Consider the following 21,812-nt stretch of genomic DNA (forward strand, 5'->3'; position numbering starts at 1 on the left):
GATCAAAATTTTAAATATGTAATTTAACTTAGAAGGTTACTTCAACAGCTAAGTGGAAAAATCGCCCAACACCTCCACCATATTCTGATTTATAATTACCTCTACTGGTTACGTAAAAATCACCGTTATCATTAAATATATTCTTGATACCACCAGAAAATTTAACCTCCATATCATTATCCATCCCCACTTCATAAGACGCAGAAATGTCATGTCTGAAATATGAAGGGAAATGTTGAAAAGCTAAAGATTCTGGGTTGGCTATACAATCCTCATCGCCATTACTACAGCGTTCAGCATTGTCTACTATGTCTTCTTCCCATTCGATTTGAAGTTCTCTATCATCAGTAATCGAACTTAAATATTTTGTTCGCCAACTAATTCTCAAATCTTCATAAGACCAAGTTAACGAAGCAGATGCAGAGTTTTCGAAAATATCATCAAATCCTACTAAGTCAGTTTTAATTTTACCTTCATTACCTGTTGACGTATTAGAATATTCTAGAAGATGTGTCCAATCCATTTTGAATTTTAAACGACCATAATTATTAAGATCATGACGATAGGCTAAGGCATAATCAATACCACGTGTACTCACCTCGTCGATATTATAACTACGTTGAATAACTTGTGTTAACTGACCTTCACTATTACGAGTTATAACATCACAAAACTCATTTTCATCTCCTAATACGATATCCGTCGCGTAACATTCTTCTAGAATACGTTCATTTGAAAATGCTGATATAGCGTCATCAATCGTAATATCAAAATAATCAATAGCTATTTGGAAGCCTTCAAGATAGGCAGGCTGATAAGTAAAACCAAGTGTTGTTGTCTTGCCTTTTTCTTCTTCTAAGTCTGGATTGCCTGCACCAGGTGAATAGTTATTGCCCTCAGACTCAAATTCAAACGAGGGATCTGTATTTATTTCTGCTGCAATTTCAGGAATTAATCGACAATTATCGTGGCCAAGATCCGTTGATGTAGCAGTAACTTCATCACATAAATCATCAAACGAATCAAAATCTCCGGCAAGAGGCTCAAATATATCACCAACACTTGGTGCTCGTTGTGCTATTGCCCAATTCCCTCTTATATTTAGGCCATCTACTACTTGCCACAAAAAGCCTAATTTATAACTGCCGACTATGTCGATATTGTTAAGGTCGTATTGGGAAACGCGTCCAGAAGTTTCTATTGACACATGTTTTGCAAAAGATGCGTCTCTAATTAAAGGAAATGATGCTTCTCCAAATAATTCAGCTACCTTAATTTGTCCTTTAAATGATGGAATTAAGTTTGCCGTTATACCGCCATAGGTAAACTCATCACTTGTTTTGGCTTCTTGTTTATCTATACGGTATTCAAAACCAAATACTACGGGAACAGAACCTGCTGGCAGTTCAAATAAATCCCCCGTCATATAGCCACTAAAGGTAATCAGTTCATTAATGGTTTTTAGTCTTGCATTTGCGCGAATATAATTTGCGGCTTCAGCAGTGACAGAACCTTCACCAAATAAATTAATGGGGACACAGCCTGTAGCACGAGCATCGGCATCATTACATTGAATAGTTATTCCATCCTCTGCATAACCTGCATCTAAAGCATTGATTAAATTAAAAACATCAATTTCATTTTTACGCAGTTGGTCTTGACGATATCGGCCATAATTTACAGACACATCCCAATCCCAAGAATTATCGAACATTGTTCCTTGTAATCCAGCCCAAGTACGAACCGTAATACGTTCATTTTCAGTTATTACTGGCCCCACTTCAGCAAAACGACGATCCCAATAAATACGATCTTTATATTGACTAGCGGTTTCACGAATAACGTCTGGTACATAAGGATTATTAATTGGGATATAACCCGCTTCAACCACTCCTGGCTCACCAGTAACCCTATCAGTAAATGTTGCTTCTTCACCTTCATATGAATCTTCTGGTGTTTTAAGATTATCTGTAAAGTTACCACTGACTTGAATTTGCGAATAAAACATCACATCATCTGTAAGATCAAAGTCTACTTTCAATGCAGTAGAGAAACGATCGCTTGGGACTTTTAGCATGACGAACTGATCAGAATCTATACCATAAAGTTCTTCATTTCCTTTCCAATCATCTTTTAATGTTGTGCCGTCATACCAATACTGAGTATCGAAGTTACTACTTTCAAGAAACACACCGCCAAAGGTACCATCACTACGAGAGCGCCATTGGTCTTGCGTAGTATCGCGCAGACAAACATCCCCTTCAGCTGTCGATATGGTATTACACATTAAATCATTGTCGTAACCATTATCAGCTTCAATAGAAGCACGACTTCGATCTTCTTGCCTAAGACCAAACTGTCGATCCCAATTGGTACTGAAATATAAATACCCTTTATTATTCGCAAAGCTCGTTCCGTAATTTACATCTAAAGTAAATTCCCGCGCTTCACCGTCAGTACTTTCCCCTCCTCGAGCCTTAAAACTAAAGCCTTCTTTATCTGTTTGCGTAATGATATTAACAACGCCCGCTACCGCATCTGCACCATAGGTCGCAGAATTACCTCCAGTAATGACTTCAGTGCGCGCAACCATACCTGCAGGGATGGTACTTAAACTGACAGCATTACCACTTTTTGAGTTAGAAACAACACGGCGACCATCTATTAACGTAAGTGTTCTATTTGAGCCTAAATTTCTTAATTGAACGGTTGTAATACCTGTACTTGATGCCGAGCTTTGACTACTGGTATTGCTGGTAGAAAATGATAATGAAGGTATTCCATCAACTAAAATTTCTGTGAGCTCCCCAAGGCCAGAATCTTCAATATCATCTTTATCTAACGTCACCAAAGGTGTTGACACATTAAAATTATCTCTACGTAGACGAGAACCAGTTACCGTGATTTTTTCATCAATTTCCTTAACCTTTTTTTCTGGTGTATTTTTACTTGAGACAATTTGTTTTTCTACTTGATCTATTTCTTGGGCAAAGGTAGGTAAAATTGATAATAACGCGCTTCCCGCTATCGCCGCTTGAACGGCTAAAGTGATTAATTTTTTATTCATGTGAACCCTTAAATTAATTGTCATATTATTATGTATATATTTGACATTATTGATTTTTATATTATATCGTTCGCTGTAACTTAGTTGTACAAAGACACTTTAACCTACTAAGAAAATAAGTTGTTTCTTTTTTATTAAATAATCGAGCTTATTACCATTTATAGAAAGTCGAATTTATATCGAATTTACATCAGAATGAATTAAGGTATTTGAAAACAGTTGAATACCAATAAGTATTACTGCATATGGTTAAACTCCAAAACAGGTTTATTTAAGGCACGTTTTATAAACATTTATTCGAAGAATAAAATTCAGCAATTAATTTATAAGTATATCGATGACGAAAGTAATGAAATTTAAACTGGGCAATTGTCAAATTGATCCATTTGAACACAGCATAATGTTTGATGGAGAAAAGAAACGTTCAATACAGCCAAAATCGATTGAAGTGTTAAGTTATCTTGCGGTCCATTACCCTCGGGTTATTTCAAGAGAAGAACTTATTACCTCTATATGGGGAGAAAAAAGTGTTGTAGGTGATAACGGATTAACCAATGCAATTTGGCATCTACGCAAAACCCTTAAACCCGCCAGTAATGATGGAGCCAGTATTGAAACAATACGCAAAGTAGGTTACAAATTATCTACTGCTCCCCAGTGGGAAGAAACACTACCTGATAGTGAAGAGCTTTCTATTTCCCCCCCTCGAAATTCCCCTTCTTTCAATGTCACGTAAAAAAATGATATTTACTGGTATATCAATAGTCTTATTGGTTTTATTTCTAGTTGGATATAACTATCAGAAAAGTGATTTAAAACCCATTGAAATCACTAAAATCACCAAGCAACAGGGTGCTGAAACACATCCAGCTCCGTCTTCAGATGGGCAATTTGTAGCTTATAATAAAGTGTCTTTAGTTAATGGTAATACAGACCTATATATACAAAATGTACGCAGTCTTCAATCGCCCCCCCAACAAATCACTTTTGATGCACACAAAGAGGGATTTTCGGCGTGGAGTAATAGCGGTAAATATTTGTATTTTTCCCGTGACAATGAAGAAAAAAATCAATGTATGATTGTTAAATTGGATGTTGCTAGTTTACAAGAAACAGAAATAACACATTGTGAAATGGGGGTCTCTCATCTTTATTTAGATATTTCCCCTGATGATAAAACATTAGCTTATTCACACAAGGCCGAGACAGATGAAGAGTTCGGCATCTACTTTCTTCGATTAGATCAACCAAATGCGCTGCCTATACGTTTTTCTTGCCATGACAATTGCCATTATAGAGACAGGGATATGGCATTTTCTCCCGATCGCCAAACAATAGCTGTATCACGACGTACCAATGACTACGATGAAAATATTTTCTTAGTAAACTTAAAAAATAAGGAGTCAGTACAATTAACATCTGGAGAAGAAGATATATTAGGGTTTACGTGGAATCGCAGTGGTAAAAAGCTCATTTATGCGACACAAAAGTCAGATAATCGTTATTCGTATATTTTAGACTTAGACACTAAAGAAGTAAAAAATTTAAACATCCCAAATTTCAATTTTCCCGCGTTAGCTAAAAAATCAAACCAATTGTTTTATCAAGTATTGAGTGAAAAATACCATATTTCTCATCTACCACTAGATGATGGAGTCGCCAATAGCCCATTTCCCAGTATTCAATCAGAATTCAACCACCTTAATAGTGACTACTCCAAACTGAAAAATAGCATAGTATATTCATCGAATGAATCAGGTTATTACGAGCTGTGGTCATCAGACCCAAACGGAGAGAACAAAAAGCAGCTAACAAATTTAAAAACAGTGGCGCAATCACCAGGTTGGTCACATAACGGACAAAAAATAGCTTTTTTATCCGTTCCTGAAGATAGTATTTTCATATTAGATGTTAAAACACATAAAATAACTAAATTACCGAGCCCTTTTAAAAACCATTATCGGCCAACATGGAGTTATGACGATAAGGCAATTATTTCTAGTATTGCAGAAACGAATATTAGTGGTCTCTATCAAATTGATATCGCCTCAGGAAACACTAAACAATTAACCTTTGATAAGGGAAGATTGGGTATAATGACTTCCCCAAAAACTTTACTCTACAGTATTCCTGGTGAGGGTCTTTGGCAAAAAAATATTATCGATAATACTCCCTCAGTAAATGTAATACCCGCTTCATTATTTAGAACTCGATATACTTGGGTGTACAACAATAACGGTGTGTATTTTAAACAAAAAACTAAAAACGTTTATCAATTAAATTTTTATGATTTAATTGATAAACGGCTCACGCCACTTATTCGTATCCCTAAACACGCGTTAAAAAATACAACTGCTTTAACACTTGCAGAAAATCCCAAAAGGCTATTATTTACAAGTGCCGGAAATCCACAAGGTAGCATACACATGTTGAGGCATCCTTTATTATGACTCGGAATTTCACTGCACAGTTACCTACGGAGCCTCCCATAAGTCAGCCTTGTCGACTATGCAATAAACGCACAGAGGTAGTGGCTAGGCTTTCGCATTCCAGCCCCAAGTTGGCTTATCATGCTGGCGAGCACATTTAAAGTCCGATATCACCCTCTATTCAGAATAGTAGGTGAGTTCAGGTTTATTAGTCTAAGGATAGGCTTGATACCGTCTCCGACACATTGGTTGCGCCTTCAATAATTTCGTCCATTACCTTTGACACTTCAAGTATAAGATCGCTGCCTTTTTCAGACGATTCTGATACCGATGAAATTTGCTTAGTAATATCTTGTATTAGTCCCTGATTTTCAGTCACCACAGCCCCGATTTCATTAGTTGATTGGGTTGTCCTTGCGGCTAGATTTCTTACTTCATCGGCAACGACCGCAAAACCTCTTCCCAGCTCTCCTGCCCGAGCTGCTTCGATTGCGGCGTTTAAGGCAAGTAAGTTGGTTTGATCAGCGATAGCGTTAATAGTGGATACTATTGAGCCAATTTGTATTGACTGTGCGTTAAGTTCTTCAATCAACTTCACCGCTACAATTACTTGTTCGCTAATGTCGTGAGACGTAGTAATTGAGTTTTGTAGTATATCTGCTCCTTGTATCCCTATTTGCACGGTTTCTTTTGCCGTTAAATAAGCTATTTCAGCGGCTTCTGACACAGCTTTATTTTTTTCAATTCTGGTGGTTATATCGGAGGCAAACTTTATTATTTTAATAACGTTACCTTTTCCATCATATATGGGGTTATAGGTGGCTTCCAACCAGACAGTTTTGTTGTTTGCATCTTTGCGTTCAAATTGCCCAGATTTAAAGTTACCTTGACTTAACTCAATCCAAAAATTTGGATGGTCTTGATAGAAAGTATCAGTGCAGAATATTTTGTGGTGTTTGCCTTGAATATCACTGAGTTTATAGCCGACAGTTTGCAAAAAGTTTTCATTAGCTGAAATGATATTGCCTTGTGGCGTAAACTCAATAGTTGCCAATGCTCGATCTAATGCTTGTGTAATAGCTAATTGAGACTGAAGATCTTCATATTTTTTGGTTACATCAGACGCAATTTTAATCACTCGTGTGACTTGACCGTCCATAGATACAGGGAAGTAGGTCGCCTCTAACCATAATACATTGCCATTAATATCCTTGCGTTTGAAAGTTCCTCTCTGACTTTTTCCATTGCTAAGTTTTTTCCAAAACTCATGGTATTCAGCGGTTTTTATTACGCTGTCATCACAAAAAATACTATGATGTTGACCAATTATTTGGGATTTTTCATAGCCAACCACATTTGTAAACAATTGATTAGCATCAATAATTATCCCTTGCGGACTAAATTCAATAAAGGCGACGTGATTTTGTATAGAATCAACTAATGAATGGGCAATATCGTGAGATTCTTTTAAATATTCTAGTTCTTTTTTTAGTGTTTTATTAAACATGTGGCCTTAGTTTTTATTGTTAGTTAGTTTGGCACTATTATTTCTTTTGTTTCTTTGAAGTGAGCACTTCAAGTACATGGCTATACTTAGCCAATTATTGTTCTTTTGCAATAATATATATACAAATTTCATAACTTGGTAAATATTTCTCCCGCAGCAAATAGAAAGTACTAAAAGTCGGCAAAGCCTATGAAATTACAAGGAAATTTGTGGACACTGCAGCGATATCAATCTATTACTTATCTTGTTCATGTCATAAAATATCAACAAGAATAGAAACAAAATCATGGGTTACAAAAGCTCTTCAAACAAGGCAATATCTTGAATAAAAACTACATACCAGAATTAACCAAAGAGCAGGTCATAACACAGCTAAATTTGGAGCATCACTTCGAAGGGGGATATTTTCGTCAAACATTTAAAGCCAATCATAGGGACAAAGTAACCACTAGCCGCGGCGCTCGCACCACTATGACGGCTATTTATTATATGTTGACAGAAGACAACAATATCGACCATTTTCATACTAAACATTCAGATGGCATCGAGTTTTATCATATGGGTGCGCCAATTACCTACCATATGATTGACCCAGACGGTCACTATGAAAAAGTAGTAGTAGGCCCGGATATACTAAAAGGTCAGCAGTTGCAGCTAGCTGTACCTGGTGGCACGTATAAAGCGGCGGAACTCACATCCGGCACTTACGGTTTAGTCAGTGAAGCAGTCGCTCCTGGATGGGAAATGCAAGACATGATAAACGTTAGTCGAGATGAGTTACTCAGTAAATTTCCTCAACATAAAGTCATTATTGAGCGTTTGGCGAATAAAAAACCGTAGTCATAAATTAACAGGACAAGGTTGTTTATAAACCACTAGTTATTGATAAATAAGGTATTTACCAATACGTCCATTTAAAATATTAGCAAAAAGAATTTGAACCACAGGGACACAGAGAGCACAGAGGAAAAGCAGGTGAAAAGCAGGTGAAAAGAGCGTTATTATTGGGGTAAGGAGCTAAAACTGACTGGGTCTTATGTGCTAATACTTGCCGTTGCTGAACCACTCACTTAACGATCACAAATAGCAGACGGTGAGGATTTACAAGCTATTACACCTCGCTGACGGCGCAGATATTGAAGATATTACATGTCATTCCCTCGGAGGAGGGAACCCACTAACATTTACCGTGCAGCCAATTTAAATCGTTTAAAAACAGTATGATATTAGTGTATTTCAATCAATTTTAACTTTGGAAATAAGATACTTTATTGAAATCTACAGATGTTGTTGGAGGTTCCCGTATTCGCGGGAATGACGGGGTATATACGGGTGGATGTCACCATCCGCTTATTCAGTTTTTGAAACAGTCAGCAGGTATTAATCGTATAACCGCTCATCGCTCAAACCCACCCGCCAGGTTTAATTTAGGTCTATTGTTCAGAAGTGATAAATATTTATCTTTCTGCTCAGCCGTAATTTTCTTTGCTCTTTTCAGCGATGCCATAATTTATTTTCTCTGTGTTCTCTGCGCCCTCTGTGGTGAAAAGCTTTTGTCTTTTGCTTTTAGCTTGTCTCTAGCATCTATTTACTTACCTCTGTTTTTCACCCAAAGCTATTTTGTTTTTGTAGAAAACTCTGAAATATAACTTCCACCTTTGATATTCAATACAAGTCGAAGTTTGTAACTTTGTCCTGGATCACCGATTAACTCTCGTAAATTTGTTTCTGCATGCCAATAATAAGGGCTTTGTATCATGCCTAATGGGTATGGCGTTGGGTTGTTATTTTTATCAACTAGAAATAGTGTTGCACTGTCCAACGGAAACGTTGAGTTGACCGTTGTTAAGTTTTTTTTGTCAAAAACATTCACTTCGAAATCGCCAGATCTCAAGATGCAGCTTTGATTGATCACATCACAGTCTTCAACTGGCATTAACTGGATGACTTTCTGTTTTTCAGCTTGGTCTTCTTCATAATAATCTGCAGCAATATACCCAATTACAGCTAAAATTGGTGCCACCATAAATGCCGTTCTTGTATGTTTGTTCATTATTTTATCTTTTTAAGGCTTCGACTATTTTAATTTATGTTAACGGATTTTTGATTTAAGCATCGAGAAAAATAAAGGCTAAAGAGAAACTCTTTAGCCTTTAACGTTCAATAAATCATGCTTATCACAGCATCTTAACTATCCACTATCCGTCATCTCTTCAAGTAGACAATTAATGTCTAGTGAGCGCTGATTGCACCTGTGCCACCTGGGCTACGCATGTTTTCAACCAAAGCTTGAATATGCTTAGGTGCAGGGCCTGTAAACTGCAGCACGATAAAGGCGACGGCAAAGTTAACTATCGCCCCCACTACACCAAATGCATTTGGTGAGATACCGAAGAACCAGTTTGGCGCCATATCACCTAAGAAGGATGTACCAGGAACAAACATAATCCCTTTGTGTTGGAATACATAAAGCATGGTTATACCAATACCAGAACACATACCTGCTACTGCTGCTGTACCACTCATTCTCTTAGAGAAGATACCCATCATTAGCGCAGGGAATATTGATGAAGCTGCCAAACCAAAGGCCAGCGCCACCGTCCCTGCGGCAAATCCAGGCGGATTTAAACCGAGGTAACCGGAGACTAAAATAGCCAATGTCATAACAACTCGTCCAGCCAGCAACTCATTTTTCTCAGACAAATCTGGCGTCAATACCCCTTTCATTAAATCATGGGAAATTGAGGATGAAATAGCCAGTAATAAACCTGCAGCTGTTGACAGTGCCGCGGCTAAACCACCAGCTGCTACTAATGCAATCACCCAGTTAGGTAAGTTAGCAATAGCAGGGTTGGCTAATACCATAATATCATTATCCACTTTCACCATTTCATTGGTTGTTGGGTCTGCTGAATATTGTATTTTACCGTCAGCATTTTTATCTTCGAATTCCAATAAACCTGTTTGTTCCCAGTCTTTAAACCACTGAGGACGCTTTTCATACTCTAAATATTGACCAGCAGTAGGTTCGATTGTATTCATCAAATTAAGACGTGCCATTGCGCCAACGGCTGGAGCAACTGTATACAATAATGAGATAAAGACTAACGCATAACCTGCTGAAGAACGGGCTGCTTGTGCTGAAGGAACAGTGAAGAAGCGCATGATGACATGGGGTAAACCCGCAGTACCAATCATCAATGACATAGTATATGCGAACATATCTAATGAACCATTCATGTTGCTTGTGGTGTATTCTTTAAAGCCTAATTCAGTGACAACCTGATCCAATTTATCAAGTAAGAACACCCCACTACCGTCAGCAAGTGTAGAGCCTAAACCAAGTTGTGGAATGGGATTACCGGTTAATTGGAAAGAAATAAACACTGCAGGAATGGTGTAAGCAAAGATCATCACAACGTATTGCGCTATTTGTGTATAAGTGATCCCTTTCATACCGCCCAGCACAGCATAGAACCAAACAACGGCCATACCTATACCTAAGCCTAAACCGTAGTCAACTTCTAAGAAGCGAGAGAATGCAACACCCACGCCTTTCATTTGACCGATGATATAGGTTAACGACGCAAGGATTAGACAAATAACGGCAACAATACGTGCTGTTTTTGAATAATAACGATCGGAAATAAATTCAGGAACAGTAAACTTACCGTGTTTACGCATATAAGGTGCGAGCAACATGGCTAATAATACATAACCACCTGTCCACCCCATTAAGAATACAGAACCACCGTATCCTAAAAAGGCAATCAAACCAGCCATGGAAATAAATGACGCAGCACTCATCCAATCGGCACCAATTGCCATACCGTTTTGCAAGGGAGTGACACCACCACCAGCAACATAAAAGTCACTAGTTGAAGCGGCTCGAGCCCACCATGCTATAGCGAAATATAGTGTAAAAGTGCCAAAGACCGCGATGTAGGTATAAAGTTTTAACTCATCCATTATGATTCATCCTCAGGCTGGTATTTTTTGTCAAGTTTGTTCATTTTATAGCCATACCAAAAAATCAAACCAACAAAAACGTAAATTGAACCCTGCTGAGCAAACCAGAATCCGAGCTTATAACCACCGAGACGAAACTCGTTTAGTGGTTCTACTAATAACAAACCAAAGCCAAATGACACGATAAACCAAATGACTAGACATATTGCTATTAAGCGCAGGTTTTCCTGCCAATATGTTGTCTTCTTTTCCATATAATTCTCCTAGCACTGCATGCTATTTAATTTATTACATAAGCCGTTTATTTTTGTAATAACTTCATTTTTCGAGAAAAAGTTTGAATATAGATATGCCGCCAAGTGCTTTCTATAACAAACCCGAAAACAACTTATAACAATTCATATACAACTCTAACTATCAGCAACATTAGCAAGCTTTGTTTTTGGCAGATATACCACCTTGGTCTTATATCAGCATTTAGCTGTTGACTTAATGCCTAAGCCGCCCCAAGTTAGCTGTATAAAAGTTACCTAAAGGTCTTGATATGGATAATGAATTAGCTGAAGTCTGCGCTTTTGTAACCACAATTCCGCCCTTTGATTTATTACCTGACACCTTACTGGATAAACTTGTAAGAGAAATTAGCATCAGTTATTTAAGGGTCGATGAACACTTATCACCTGATGATATTGAACAGCCTAAATTGTACATATTGCGCAAAGGAGCCTTGCGTTATTTAGATGCAAATAAAAAACTGACAGAAAAATATGCTGAAGGTGACATTTGTGCTGTTTACTGCCAAAAAAGTAAATTAAACACCGATATTGCGGTTATTGTCGACGAAGATTCTTTAATTTACAGCCTAGATTATAAAACCCTTAAAACATTGCTCGTCAATTACCCAGACGTTATTGAGTTTTTAGAGCATTCTTCTGAACAGCGACTCCATAGCAAAAAAAACAAACTAAATGACGAGGCTATTTTAACCTCTTCTATAAGCAATACTTCAGTTGAAGACTTTTATCATCATCCAATCACAACCATATCCCCTCGCGCTTCTATTCAAGAGGCGGCCATTAAAATGACCGAGCAAGGCTTTTCTTGCTTAGTGGTGGTTGACGACAATGATGCAGATAAGCAGAGCGCTAATTTGGGATTAGGCATAGTCACCGACAAAGATATTAGGCGACGTTGTGTTGCATTAGGTTTAGCTACTTCTAATCCAGTAAGCGAGATAATGACTGCAGACATCGCCACTATTGATATCAAGTGCAATGCGTATGACGCCTTAATTGCCATGACCAGTAAACATATTCACCATTTACCGGTCACTAAGTTCGGTAAACTTGCAGGCATGGTAAGCGTCACCGATTTAGTGAATAACGAAGAACATAACGCCGTTAACATGACCAGCATTATTCATAAAGCTAGCTCTGTTGCCGAATTAGTTACCATCAGTAAGTTGTTAAATAAATTACAAGTTAAGCTCACAAAACTTGGAGCCAATGCCGACCATATTGGCAAAAGCATAAGTGCTATTACTATGGCATTTACCATACGTTTAATTGAAATGGCAGAACAAAAATTGGGACCTGCGCCTGTTCCCTATGCTTGGTTAGCCGCAGGTTCGCAAGCAAGGCAAGAACAACTTGCCCACTCTGATCAAGACAACGCCTTAATCATTAGTGACTCCATGCAACCCAAAGATGATGTTTGGTTTATGAGTCTCGCAACCTTTGTATGTGACGGTTTAGCCGAATGTGGATTTATTTATTGCCCAGGCGATATCATGGCGACTAACAAACAATGGCGTCAACCACAGAAAATATGGCAACAATATTTTGATAAATGGATTGATACTCCTAGTCCAAAAGCCTTACTAAATAGCAGCGTGTTTTTTGATTTAAGTAGCATTCATGGTGATGTCAACTTACTTGAAAAAGTGCGTCAACGCATGTTAGAAAAAACCAAAGTCAGTACCTTATTTATTGCACATATGTCGTCAAACGCTTTACGATCTAGACCCCCTCTGGGGTTTTTCAGAGATTTTGTGCTCATTCAAGACGGTAAACACAATGCAACACTAGACTTAAAACACAATGGCATTGCACCAATTGTAGACTTAGCGCGTATTTACGCCTTAAGCGAAGGCATTGCTGCGGTTAATACACTTGAACGATTACAACAATGTTCAGGTAGCAAATCATTGACCAAAGCCTCGGCAGAAAATTTAATAGATGCCTATGCATTTTTGACCTCTGTGCGCCTTGAACATCAAGGCAAACTATTGAGTAACAAACAAGCTGTCGACAACTACATAGATCCTAAACAAATTTCCAAGCTAGAAAGAGAACATTTAAAAGATGCCTTTAAAGTCATTAAAGCCATGCAGGATTATCGCCAATCAGCTGTTCTTTAGGAGGCTACTTTGTTTTTCAATAGTTTATTTGGTTACCAAGCCCGTAGAAAACGTCTTTTAAAAAAAGTGCCTAAAGGGGCGCTGCACGATTTTTTATCTGTTCCTTTTCCTAGCGAAGACACCTGTTTGTCAGAACTACCGATTTTATCTGTAGATTTTGAAACAACGGGCTTAAATGCGGTTACAGATAAACTCCTTAGCGTGGGTTTCGTAAACATTGATAAACGCCAAATAAAACTTGGCAGTTGTTACCATCAAATCATAGATATTAAACACAGCCTTGATGCAGATAATGTGATTATTCATCAAATTACTGACCAGCAAAAATCCGCAGGAAAATCGTTACAAGTGGTAGTCGAGACGCTATTAAAAGCATTAGCTGGTAGGGTTATGTTGGTGCATTTTGCCCGAATTGAAAAACAATTTTTAAAACAAGCCTGTCTAGAATTATATGGCGTGTCACCACCTTTTATGATCTTGGATACTCTAGCGCTGGCAAAACGTAAACTCGATCAAAGAGACATAGCTTACGACCCCCAAGAATTAAGACTTTCGGCTTTACGTCACAAACATAATTTACCCGACCACTACGCTCACAACGCACTTAATGATGCGATTGCTACAGCTGAACTGCTGTTAGCCCAGCAAAAAACAGCCACCACAAAATTAAAGGATTTACTGTAAAACCCCTATCATTATTTGGCTACATTCCGCGAATGCACAAGACAACTTTATCAACATTGAAATGGATTAATAAGTCCGGATTACTATGGTTGTCTTGATAAAGTCGCTCTGCTTTTTGCAATCAACAAGGCCACCACAATCAGCAACGAACCGGCGCTAAGCCTGACAAGTTCCTCCATAGTGCCTCCTTTGGCTTCACCAAAAATAAACAAAGAGGCAAACATTGCTAGTGGCACAACTGCATTGTTAGCTGCAGCAAGGACACCTACAGTCGTTTGGGTAGCACCTTTGTTCCAGAAGAAAAAACCCAGCCCAGATGCAACTACCCCAAGATAGATCAAAACCAGCCACTGGGTCGGTGTTGCATTAATAGGAATGGGCGGCTGCTGCGAAATTAACAGCGCAGCAATGCCGGTAAAAATGGCAGCCCCTAGATATAAAAAGCCAAACACCGCGCCATCGCTAATATGTGGCCGCGCTCGCTTCCAATCACGATAATAAATTTGTCCGAAAGCAAACGCCATATTGGATATTTGCATAAGGCCAAACCCTAGCCAAATTTCCCTTGGATCTATATCGCCAATTTTTATAACCGCGGCACCCAAAATAGAGAGTATTGCGGCCAACAAATACCAAGGCGTAAAACAGCGCTGGCGAAGATCGTTGATAATGACAATATAAAGTGGTGTAAGCACACTAAATAGCGCGACCAAATGTGACGGTAGAAAACTAAATGCAGAAAGATAACAGGTATACATCACGCCGTACTGAAGTGCACCAATTAGTGTGAGCTGCCATTTCTCCAGCCAACTGGTGTGACCCAGTTTAAGAAATGGCAGAAAAACCAGCAACGCAATTAGCAAACGAGTATCCGCTATTTGAAGAGGGTCAAGACCTTTAAGCGTGGTGCCAATAAGTCCAAAAGAAAAAGCCCAGATAAGGGTAGTGATCACTAAATAGATCATTAAAAAGAACCTCTAATATTTAATTTCAATTTGTGTAGTGACCTGAACAAAAATAACTGCATTAACCTTTACCAGTGGTAAGTAACAGTGACTGTGTACTGTTCTCCCCGCCCAGGTGTACCAGGGATCTCTTCAAAAGATTCCCCCCAAAGGTTGTCCACTGCAAGAATAATATCCAAGCCTGGGATCTGTGAAGGAGAAACCTTTAACGTGAGGTGTGTGAATAGAGCATCCTGGTCACCGTTTCGCAGAATATTTTCTTGCTGTTTGCGCCACTCGTTATCCACACGGATTTCCACAATATCGCTAGGATGCCAAATGGCACCCAGTGTTAGGCGATGATCTGGGTAGTTTAATGCGTAAAAGCTGGCATCGATATCCACTGTGCCGTAGTCTTCTGATTTATCGAGAAAGGTGTAACTAGTGATGATTTCTGCGTCTGCGAAACGTTTAATTGCAAGCACTTCAAAACCCAAGGTATCGATATCCACCGGGTTTGCAGAACGAGCCGAAGTTGAACTCAAGCTATAGGTCCAATCGGTTAAGTCATTATCCTTGCGATAAAAAATAGCCGAATCAAAGCTCCAAGATAGTCCGTCTAATGTTAAACCCAATTCCAAATTTTTAGTCGTTTCTCGTTCAAGACTATAATTACTTCTGAATAACCCACCGCTGTCACTCCCACCTATAGCCGTATAACCCGCAACTTGACTCGCCTCTGCATAAGAAAGAGAGATAGTCTGAGATAAGTCGTCACTGTTGAAGGAAATCCAAGTTATGTCAGCAATCAATGAAACATCTGAATCATCTCGATTAGTATCATCAAAAGCAGCGCCTAAACGGAACTTTAGCTGCTGTTCATCGTTTAGACTCATTTGATATTCAGGCAATACACTCGCCTTGTAATATTCACGAGAGGTAAAGTTATTTTCAAGGGTGGTCGATTCGATGGAGTCTTCGATAAACTGTGCCGAATAATTCAGTGCAAAGGACTCCGTTTGCGCATGACGCCCAGAAAACCCGACAGATTTAACCTCAGTTTCGTGAAAGGCCTGAAATGCCTCAGGATTATCACGAGAATACACATAGTGATCTTTATGAGTGCGGGTGTAAGCGGAAATTTCAAATGTACTGTCTATCCCATAATTCTGTTTATGGTTAAGCATCAACAGTTGGGTACTAAGATCTTCCGTCTCATTAACATTAAATGGCGTATACATATTCGGCCAGCCAAAAAATTTATCTTGGGAGCCAATAAATAAATCAGTCTGAGATGATGGCCCTACAAGTTGAACACGACCAGAAGTGCGATTGAAATCGTGGTCGCCATTGTCGATAGTGCCGTCACTTTCAGAAAAAGAGTATTCACCTTCAAATCCGATAATCCAATCCTTAGCATTATCTAGCGGCACACTGATACCAGTGTGTATTCTGCGTAGATTAAAATTGTTATTACCTGCACCAAGGGAAACACTGCCTGCAGTTTTAATCGGTTGCCAGCCGAAGGAAACAGTACCTACGGAACTATTAACGCCGTAAAGGCCATTATCTACCCCAGTAAATACATTAGCTTTGCTCAACATTTCCGGAGCAATAGGAATTTCTGAAAAGTAATGCCCAGTCTGAGGATCGAGTAAAGTTGCACTGCCCACCCGAAAACCTGTATTTTCGAAAATACCACCACGGATAGTCACATCGGCTTGAGCCTCAGCCATATTTCGCGACTGTAAATCAACGCGGGGATCATATTCTAGGTTTGAAACTAAGGAAACAAAGGTTCCCACTGGTTCTTTATTGGCTGTCGCAGCTCCCGCAACGGTAATTTTCTCAATATCAATATTTTTTTCATTAGCATCACCGGATGCTGCAGAACAAGTTGCTACGCTACATAACAAAGCAAGCACAGCAGTTTGTTTAATTCGAATCATTTAATGTTCTCTATTTACTCAATTTTTTACACTATTTTACGCAGTTCGATCTATCGATGAGGAAAGACGATTCTTTTGTACTCAACATCGTTTCTAGTTAGTTCGGGAATAATTCCATCGACTGCAGCTATAGGGTGGTTTAAAAAGGCCGGAACAACCAAACTCACTTATCGTTTGATAATATTTAGGTCGGTTGATATGTAATAATCGGCATTGTATATTACCGAATGAAAGATTACACACGCTAAACATGAAAACAAAACAACAGAATAACAATAACAACACCCACCTAGAAATCATTTATTTTGCCGGCGGTTGCCTATGGGGAGTACAAGAATTTCTGAAGCACCTACCTGGTGTGACCGCAACAGAAGCTGGCCGAGCCAATGGTTTAACTGATACAACCAATAGCAATTATGATGGTTTTGCAGAGTGCGTAAAAGTGACCTTCGATACAAGCGCAATCAACGCCAACAAACTGATAGGCTACTTTTTTGAAATTATTGACCCCTACAGCATCAACAAACAGGGAGAGGATGTCGGGCAAAAATACCGAACCGGTATATACAGTCAACAAGATAGTCATCTTAAAACCGCTATCCAGTATATTAAAAACCGTGACGACGCAGCTAAGATAGCCGTTGAGATCCTAGCGCTTAGCAACTATGTGAAAAGCGATGAGGAACACCAAGAAAGACTGACCCGTTTTCCAAATGATTATTGCCATATCCCTCAGAATATACTGCATAAATATAAGTCCGATTGAGTTTTGTGCTCGCAACAATAGGCATCAGTATCACTTGAAGAACAGTAATAATGAACTAGCTAATTACACTTTAGTTTTTACTTTAGCGTGTGGATTAGCACGGCGTTTAACAAAAATATAAATGCCAGAGACTACAAAAAACGTTGGCAGCAAACCTAAAAATAACCAAATAAATTTCACTGGTAGAGCGATAAAATTGCCAATGTGGTATGAGTATTTAAAATTCCATACCCGCGTTGCTAAAGAAGTCTGGCTGGCATCGAAGCTATCAATCACATCGCCAGTAAAAGGATTTGACCAGCTATAACTGTAAGCATGGCTTTCATCTGGTCTACGCATTCTAAGTTTGACTGGTTCCTCTTGAGATTGCGGCATATACACTCGGTAAACCCAAGCATCCTCAAACACAGCTTGAGCTGAGGCCACGGCTTTATCTAATTGATAATTTTCTGGAGTGGTTTTAAGAGTTTCAGCTTGCCGAACAGTAGATAGAGTTACCTTTTGTGGTGTCTGAATTTGAGACAGAGTTACAACCTCAACTACTGCTTGTGTGGCATCTTTAAAGTAAAAAGCTAAGCCACTGAATGCAATAAGAAAAAGTGGTATTAAACTATAAACACCCAACACATTATGTAACTGCATAAATCTGACTTTATTTTTTGCTTGCCACCTTACTTTAAGGCGCTTTAAGCGGTTTTTAGGTCTTACCCAGAGATAAAACCCTAGGATTAATTCTAAACATAATATAAGACTGGCAAGAGGTGGCAGTAAGCCTAATGGATGTTCGTCACCTTCGCTATATAACAACCAGCGATGCCATCCCATAACAAAGCCGTAGAAGGTATCTTGATATTGGTAGTGTAATAACACATCGCCAGTATATTGATTGATGCTTACATAACTTTTGTCGGCAAGTCTAACTTGCCATGCGCTGGATGGAGATTCATTACGTTCGATAAACAAAATGGAAGACGGTGTTAACAAATCAATTTGATTTACAATTTCACTAGTCGCCAGTGGAGTATTTTGCCGCTTTAAAATCTGGCTATCTGCCACTGTCCAATACTGCGGATTGCACCATGCTTGGATGTCTTTAGCAAAAACCAGCAATGTCCCTGTTAGGCTAAGATTAACCAAAAAAATGGCACTGACTAAGGCAAAAGTAAGATGTATACGTCTAAGCCAAGTTTTCAATAAGTTTCTCTAATCATGGTTGTTAAAGCGATTTTATGATCCAACACAATACAAGCAGACATACCGCTTGTATTGAATTTAAGACTTCAGCAAAATTGGGTTAAAACTGGTAAGTCGCACCGGCATTGATGGTCATGCCCAAACCTTTATGGTTGTACCCATTGTAGGTATAGACTTGGGAGCGGCTAGGATAATAATCATTGTTCAACAGGTTTTCTATGCCCATAAATATTTGCCAATTGTTACCTAGATCATAACTGCCATTTACGTTGACTAATTGATAACTATCAACAGGCCCTTGATCACCCACATATGCACCATCAACTTGGTCAAAACGTTTGCGATCACCCACATACAAATAATTCAAATTGATCCGTGCACCTTCAGCCGGTTGCCAGTTAACATTTAGGGTACCTTTAGGCGCGCTGATATCTTTACCACCCAGATATACATCTAACTCGGTGTTTTTCCCTTCAACCCATGAGTAAGTAGCTGACAGATCTAAATTGTCTTGCACTCTATAGGTAACTAAACCCTCGTAACCATAAATTTCTTGAGGGGCGCGAACCGGCACATAAATGCCCGTTTCTTGGTTAAAGGTATTAGTTGTGCCTAGCTCAGAGGTACTACGATATGCCGAAAACTCAAAACGTAATGCGTCAAATTCAGAGGTGAAACCAATTTCGTAGTTATCAATGATCGATGCTTCGGTGTGAATAAGCGCAATATCAGTGACGGTCGCCGTGCGCAACAAACGGCCGGTATCAGAAATATCCGCGCCTTGAGAGTAACTAATAAAAGGCCTAAACCCTTCACTTAAGTTGTAACGCAGGGCAACGTTATAGGTGGTAGCTTTAAAATTTAAGGTGTCACCTGTTACATCAAAAGCGACAGAACATTGTTCTGCACTAATGCACAATCTAAGGGTGCTAAAGTCATCAACCTTTAAATCGATATTTTCATGGCGCACACCAGCCTTGATAATGATGTCATCCAGTAAAACCCATTTGGCTTGTAAAAAGCCCGCTATATTTTCCATGTCCATTTCTGGCACCCACATACGCCCATCAACTAAAGGCTGAGATGTCAGGTCATTAAGAGCATCAATACCGTAAATCACAGTAGTGTCTATATCATGCCAGGTAAATTGACTGTTGAAGGTGGCACGTAGTCCCTTTTTTTCAGATTCGATAACCGACTGACCACCATCAAAACCTTCATCAGGATTGGCCAAATTAGTCGAGAAGAAAAAAGTATTCTCTATGGTTTGTGAGTACGCATCCACAGTTAGCTGTGTATTGGTGAATATTTCATCATCCGTATATTTCAACATAAAATTGTGATTTTCTGGGCCTTGAGGCTCGCCTATAAGAGTCGCTCCGCCATCGACTTCAATGGCATAAGTTTTCACGCCTAAATTCACATTCCCCACAATATTAGTTAAGTCGGTATCTTGTATTGATTTAAAGTAGTTGTAGGTAAGTTGTAGGTTTTTACTGTCGTCAAACTGATAACCCAATTTGGTAAAATAGTTTTCTGTGTTGGTATCGGTTAAACCATAAGTCAGACCTAGAATATCTCCTTCGGCATCCCGCTGTACTCCATTTTCCTCATAACTCGCATTTAACACGTAGCTAAATTTATCAAGCTTGCCATTAATTCCTGCATCTACCCTAGCCCCAAAGGAGTCTTCAAACTTGGTGCCACTAAAACGTGAAGCAACAGTCAAATGGCCGGAAACGGGTTTGTCCTTGGCAGCTTTTTTAGTGATGTAGTTAATGATCCCCCCTGCAGCTCCGTTGCCGTATACAGAAGTAGCGCCTTTTATCACTTCGATTCTTTCAATAGTACTGGCATCTAAGCTGCGAACACCTAACGACCCATTGCGTAATGGCGTCGATTGCGGCACACCATCAATCATAATTAACGGTGCGCGGCCTCTTAAGGTTTGTCCGGAGTTACTGGAAGTCCCAGTGGACGGCGCTAAACCTGGCACCAAAGTAGCTAAAAGTGATTGTAATTCGCTGGTCACCTTAAGTTGATCTTGGATCTGCTGCTGAGTAATGACTACAACAGATGCGGGTACTTCATCAATACTTTCGACGATGCGACTACCGGTTACTATGACTCTTTCTACATCATAATTGTTGTTACTTTGGGCGTGAAGACTGGCGCTGACTATAAAAGAAAGAAGTGATAAAGAAGCATACTGCATGGTGTGTCCAATTGATTATGTTACAAAAGACAGCAATGGTAATGACAATCATTCCTATTTGCAACATGTGAATTGAACTTTACTTATATGAGTAACTCGTCAACAAAATTGGGATTGGGAGGCATTTAGCGCGATCAGCTTATTTAAGCTTTTGTCGTGACATGCTTAAATGATTCAAACTCTTATTGGAATTATACGGATTGGTATTACTATATATTTTCACCACTAATTTTAATGTCAGGCGCAAATAAAGGCGTCAACTCAAACATAAATATCCAAATGTTTGGGTCCTTTAGGTTTTTTCTGGTCGCTGTCTTCAGCTACTTTGTTAACTTGAGTAGTATCGGTATCAGACTCAGGCTCAGAGCTTTGCTCTTTTTTGTTTTGTTGTTGCTTTTTCCGCGCGTCTTTTTCCTCGTTCTTTAGTTCTTTTTCCTCATCACTTAAGGCGCGTAATTTTTCTTGTCTATCAATTTTGGCCACTTTTTGACTGTCATGGGCAATAGGTACTTTGCCCTCACGGGGTAGTATTGAAAATAAAAGGTCGCTAGTCATAATTCCTCTCTATTTAACAAAAAAGGGTTAACAGTTATTTTGACAACTTTTTTGGCTATTTTGTTCATAAAACATTCAATCTCTAGATTGTAAACTAACTTAGTTGATTTAATT

The 21,812-nt window shown here is 39.0% G+C and carries 16 protein-coding genes; 6 read left to right on the forward strand and 10 right to left on the reverse strand.

The annotated features are described in order from the left end of the window. Window positions 1-28: 28 nt before the first annotated feature. Window positions 29-3,067, reverse strand: a complete 3,039-nt coding sequence (locus GARC_RS03745) for a TonB-dependent receptor plug domain-containing protein (protein ID WP_007616885.1) — start codon at window positions 3,065-3,067, stop codon at window positions 29-31. A gap of 349 nt (window positions 3,068-3,416) precedes the next feature. Between GARC_RS03745 and GARC_RS03750 the strand changes: the two genes are divergently transcribed. Further along, a complete protein-coding gene (locus tag GARC_RS03750) occupies window positions 3,417-3,803 on the forward strand; it encodes a winged helix-turn-helix domain-containing protein (protein WP_007616892.1) in 387 nt (128 codons plus the stop codon). Beyond that, a complete protein-coding gene (locus GARC_RS03755) occupies window positions 3,793-5,517 on the forward strand; it encodes a TolB-like translocation protein (protein WP_007616893.1) in 1,725 nt (574 codons plus the stop codon). Before GARC_RS03750 ends, GARC_RS03755 begins: the two co-directional genes overlap by 11 nt. A gap of 187 nt (window positions 5,518-5,704) precedes the next feature. Here the strand turns inward: GARC_RS03755 and GARC_RS27620 are convergent, their stop codons facing one another. Continuing rightward, window positions 5,705-7,003 (reverse strand): methyl-accepting chemotaxis protein, encoded by a 1,299-nt coding sequence (locus GARC_RS27620; protein ID WP_007616894.1) that lies wholly within the window; start codon window positions 7,001-7,003, stop codon window positions 5,705-5,707. A gap of 321 nt (window positions 7,004-7,324) precedes the next feature. Here GARC_RS27620 and GARC_RS03765 point away from each other — a divergent pair, with 321 nt between their 5' ends. Further along, the gene (locus tag GARC_RS03765) at window positions 7,325-7,843 is read left to right on the forward strand and encodes a cupin domain-containing protein (RefSeq protein WP_007616895.1); all 519 of its coding nucleotides are present in this window, start codon (window positions 7,325-7,327) and stop codon (window positions 7,841-7,843) included. Window positions 7,844-8,618: 775 nt separating this feature from the next. Here GARC_RS03765 and GARC_RS03770 read toward each other — a convergent pair. The 3 genes from GARC_RS03770 to GARC_RS03780 form a co-directional block, all read right to left on the reverse strand. Continuing rightward, window positions 8,619-9,056, reverse strand: a complete 438-nt coding sequence (locus GARC_RS03770; protein WP_007616896.1) for a hypothetical protein — start codon at window positions 9,054-9,056, stop codon at window positions 8,619-8,621. 179 nt (window positions 9,057-9,235) lie between these two features. Beyond that, complete coding sequence (locus tag GARC_RS03775; RefSeq protein ID WP_007616897.1) at window positions 9,236-10,972, reverse strand: sodium:solute symporter family protein; 1,737 nt, start codon at window positions 10,970-10,972, stop codon at window positions 9,236-9,238. Beyond that, a complete protein-coding gene (locus GARC_RS03780) occupies window positions 10,972-11,226 on the reverse strand; it encodes a DUF4212 domain-containing protein (protein WP_007616898.1) in 255 nt (84 codons plus the stop codon). Before GARC_RS03780 ends, GARC_RS03775 begins: the two co-directional genes overlap by 1 nt. A 290-nt stretch (window positions 11,227-11,516) precedes the next feature. On the opposite strand from GARC_RS03780, the gene GARC_RS03785 reads away from it, so the two are divergent. Next, window positions 11,517-13,391: a putative nucleotidyltransferase substrate binding domain-containing protein gene (locus GARC_RS03785; protein ID WP_007616899.1), complete on the forward strand. Its 1,875-nt coding sequence runs from the start codon at window positions 11,517-11,519 to the stop codon at window positions 13,389-13,391. A gap of 9 nt (window positions 13,392-13,400) precedes the next feature. Beyond that, entirely contained in the window at window positions 13,401-14,075 is a 675-nt protein-coding gene (locus GARC_RS03790; protein WP_007616900.1) for an exonuclease domain-containing protein, read from the forward strand. An 83-nt stretch (window positions 14,076-14,158) separates the two neighbouring features. Here the strand turns inward: GARC_RS03790 and GARC_RS03795 are convergent, their stop codons facing one another. Then, entirely contained in the window at window positions 14,159-15,040 is an 882-nt protein-coding gene (locus GARC_RS03795) for an EamA family transporter (RefSeq protein ID WP_007616901.1), read from the reverse strand. Between the two features lie 68 nt (window positions 15,041-15,108). Beyond that, complete coding sequence (locus GARC_RS03800; RefSeq protein WP_007616902.1) at window positions 15,109-16,968, reverse strand: TonB-dependent receptor plug domain-containing protein; 1,860 nt, start codon at window positions 16,966-16,968, stop codon at window positions 15,109-15,111. 250 nt (window positions 16,969-17,218) lie between these two features. Here GARC_RS03800 and GARC_RS03805 point away from each other — a divergent pair, with 250 nt between their 5' ends. Next, window positions 17,219-17,734, forward strand: a complete 516-nt coding sequence (locus GARC_RS03805) for a peptide-methionine (S)-S-oxide reductase (RefSeq protein ID WP_007616903.1) — start codon at window positions 17,219-17,221, stop codon at window positions 17,732-17,734. Between the two features lie 63 nt (window positions 17,735-17,797). Here GARC_RS03805 and GARC_RS03810 read toward each other — a convergent pair whose 3' ends face one another. The 3 genes from GARC_RS03810 to GARC_RS03820 all read right to left on the reverse strand — a co-directional run bounded on the left by GARC_RS03810 (window position 17,798) and on the right by GARC_RS03820 (window position 21,698). Next, window positions 17,798-18,928, reverse strand: a complete 1,131-nt coding sequence (locus GARC_RS03810) for a PepSY-associated TM helix domain-containing protein (protein ID WP_007616904.1) — start codon at window positions 18,926-18,928, stop codon at window positions 17,798-17,800. Between the two features lie 100 nt (window positions 18,929-19,028). Continuing rightward, window positions 19,029-21,143, reverse strand: coding sequence for a TonB-dependent receptor (locus tag GARC_RS03815; RefSeq protein ID WP_007616905.1), 2,115 nt, complete (start codon window positions 21,141-21,143; stop codon window positions 19,029-19,031). 261 nt (window positions 21,144-21,404) lie between these two features. Next, on the reverse strand, window positions 21,405-21,698 hold the full coding sequence (locus GARC_RS03820) for a hypothetical protein (protein ID WP_007616906.1): 294 nt from the start codon (window positions 21,696-21,698) through the stop codon (window positions 21,405-21,407). Between the last annotated feature and the right edge of the window lie 114 nt (window positions 21,699-21,812).

It is taken from the genome of Paraglaciecola arctica BSs20135 (genome assembly GCF_000314995.1).
Taxonomy (GTDB): Bacteria; Pseudomonadota; Gammaproteobacteria; order Enterobacterales; family Alteromonadaceae; genus Paraglaciecola; species Paraglaciecola arctica.

Coding starts and splice junctions, on each gene's coding strand:
- GARC_RS03785 (WP_007616899.1), top strand. CDS start 11,517: ATGGATAATGAATTAGCTGAAGTCTGCGCTTTTGTAACCACAATTCCG.
- GARC_RS03820 (WP_007616906.1), bottom strand. CDS start 21,698: ATGACTAGCGACCTTTTATTTTCAATACTACCCCGTGAGGGCAAAGTA.
- GARC_RS03745 (WP_007616885.1), bottom strand. CDS start 3,067: ATGAATAAAAAATTAATCACTTTAGCCGTTCAAGCGGCGATAGCGGGA.
- GARC_RS03750 (WP_007616892.1), top strand. CDS start 3,417: ATGAAATTTAAACTGGGCAATTGTCAAATTGATCCATTTGAACACAGC.
- GARC_RS03780 (WP_007616898.1), bottom strand. CDS start 11,226: ATGGAAAAGAAGACAACATATTGGCAGGAAAACCTGCGCTTAATAGCA.
- GARC_RS03795 (WP_007616901.1), bottom strand. CDS start 15,040: ATGATCTATTTAGTGATCACTACCCTTATCTGGGCTTTTTCTTTTGGA.
- GARC_RS03815 (WP_007616905.1), bottom strand. CDS start 21,143: ATGCAGTATGCTTCTTTATCACTTCTTTCTTTTATAGTCAGCGCCAGT.
- GARC_RS03775 (WP_007616897.1), bottom strand. CDS start 10,972: ATGGATGAGTTAAAACTTTATACCTACATCGCGGTCTTTGGCACTTTT.
- GARC_RS03800 (WP_007616902.1), bottom strand. CDS start 16,968: ATGATTCGAATTAAACAAACTGCTGTGCTTGCTTTGTTATGTAGCGTA.
- GARC_RS03770 (WP_007616896.1), bottom strand. CDS start 9,056: ATGAACAAACATACAAGAACGGCATTTATGGTGGCACCAATTTTAGCT.
- GARC_RS03755 (WP_007616893.1), top strand. CDS start 3,793: ATGTCACGTAAAAAAATGATATTTACTGGTATATCAATAGTCTTATTG.
- GARC_RS03805 (WP_007616903.1), top strand. CDS start 17,219: ATGAAAACAAAACAACAGAATAACAATAACAACACCCACCTAGAAATC.
- GARC_RS27620 (WP_007616894.1), bottom strand. CDS start 7,003: ATGTTTAATAAAACACTAAAAAAAGAACTAGAATATTTAAAAGAATCT.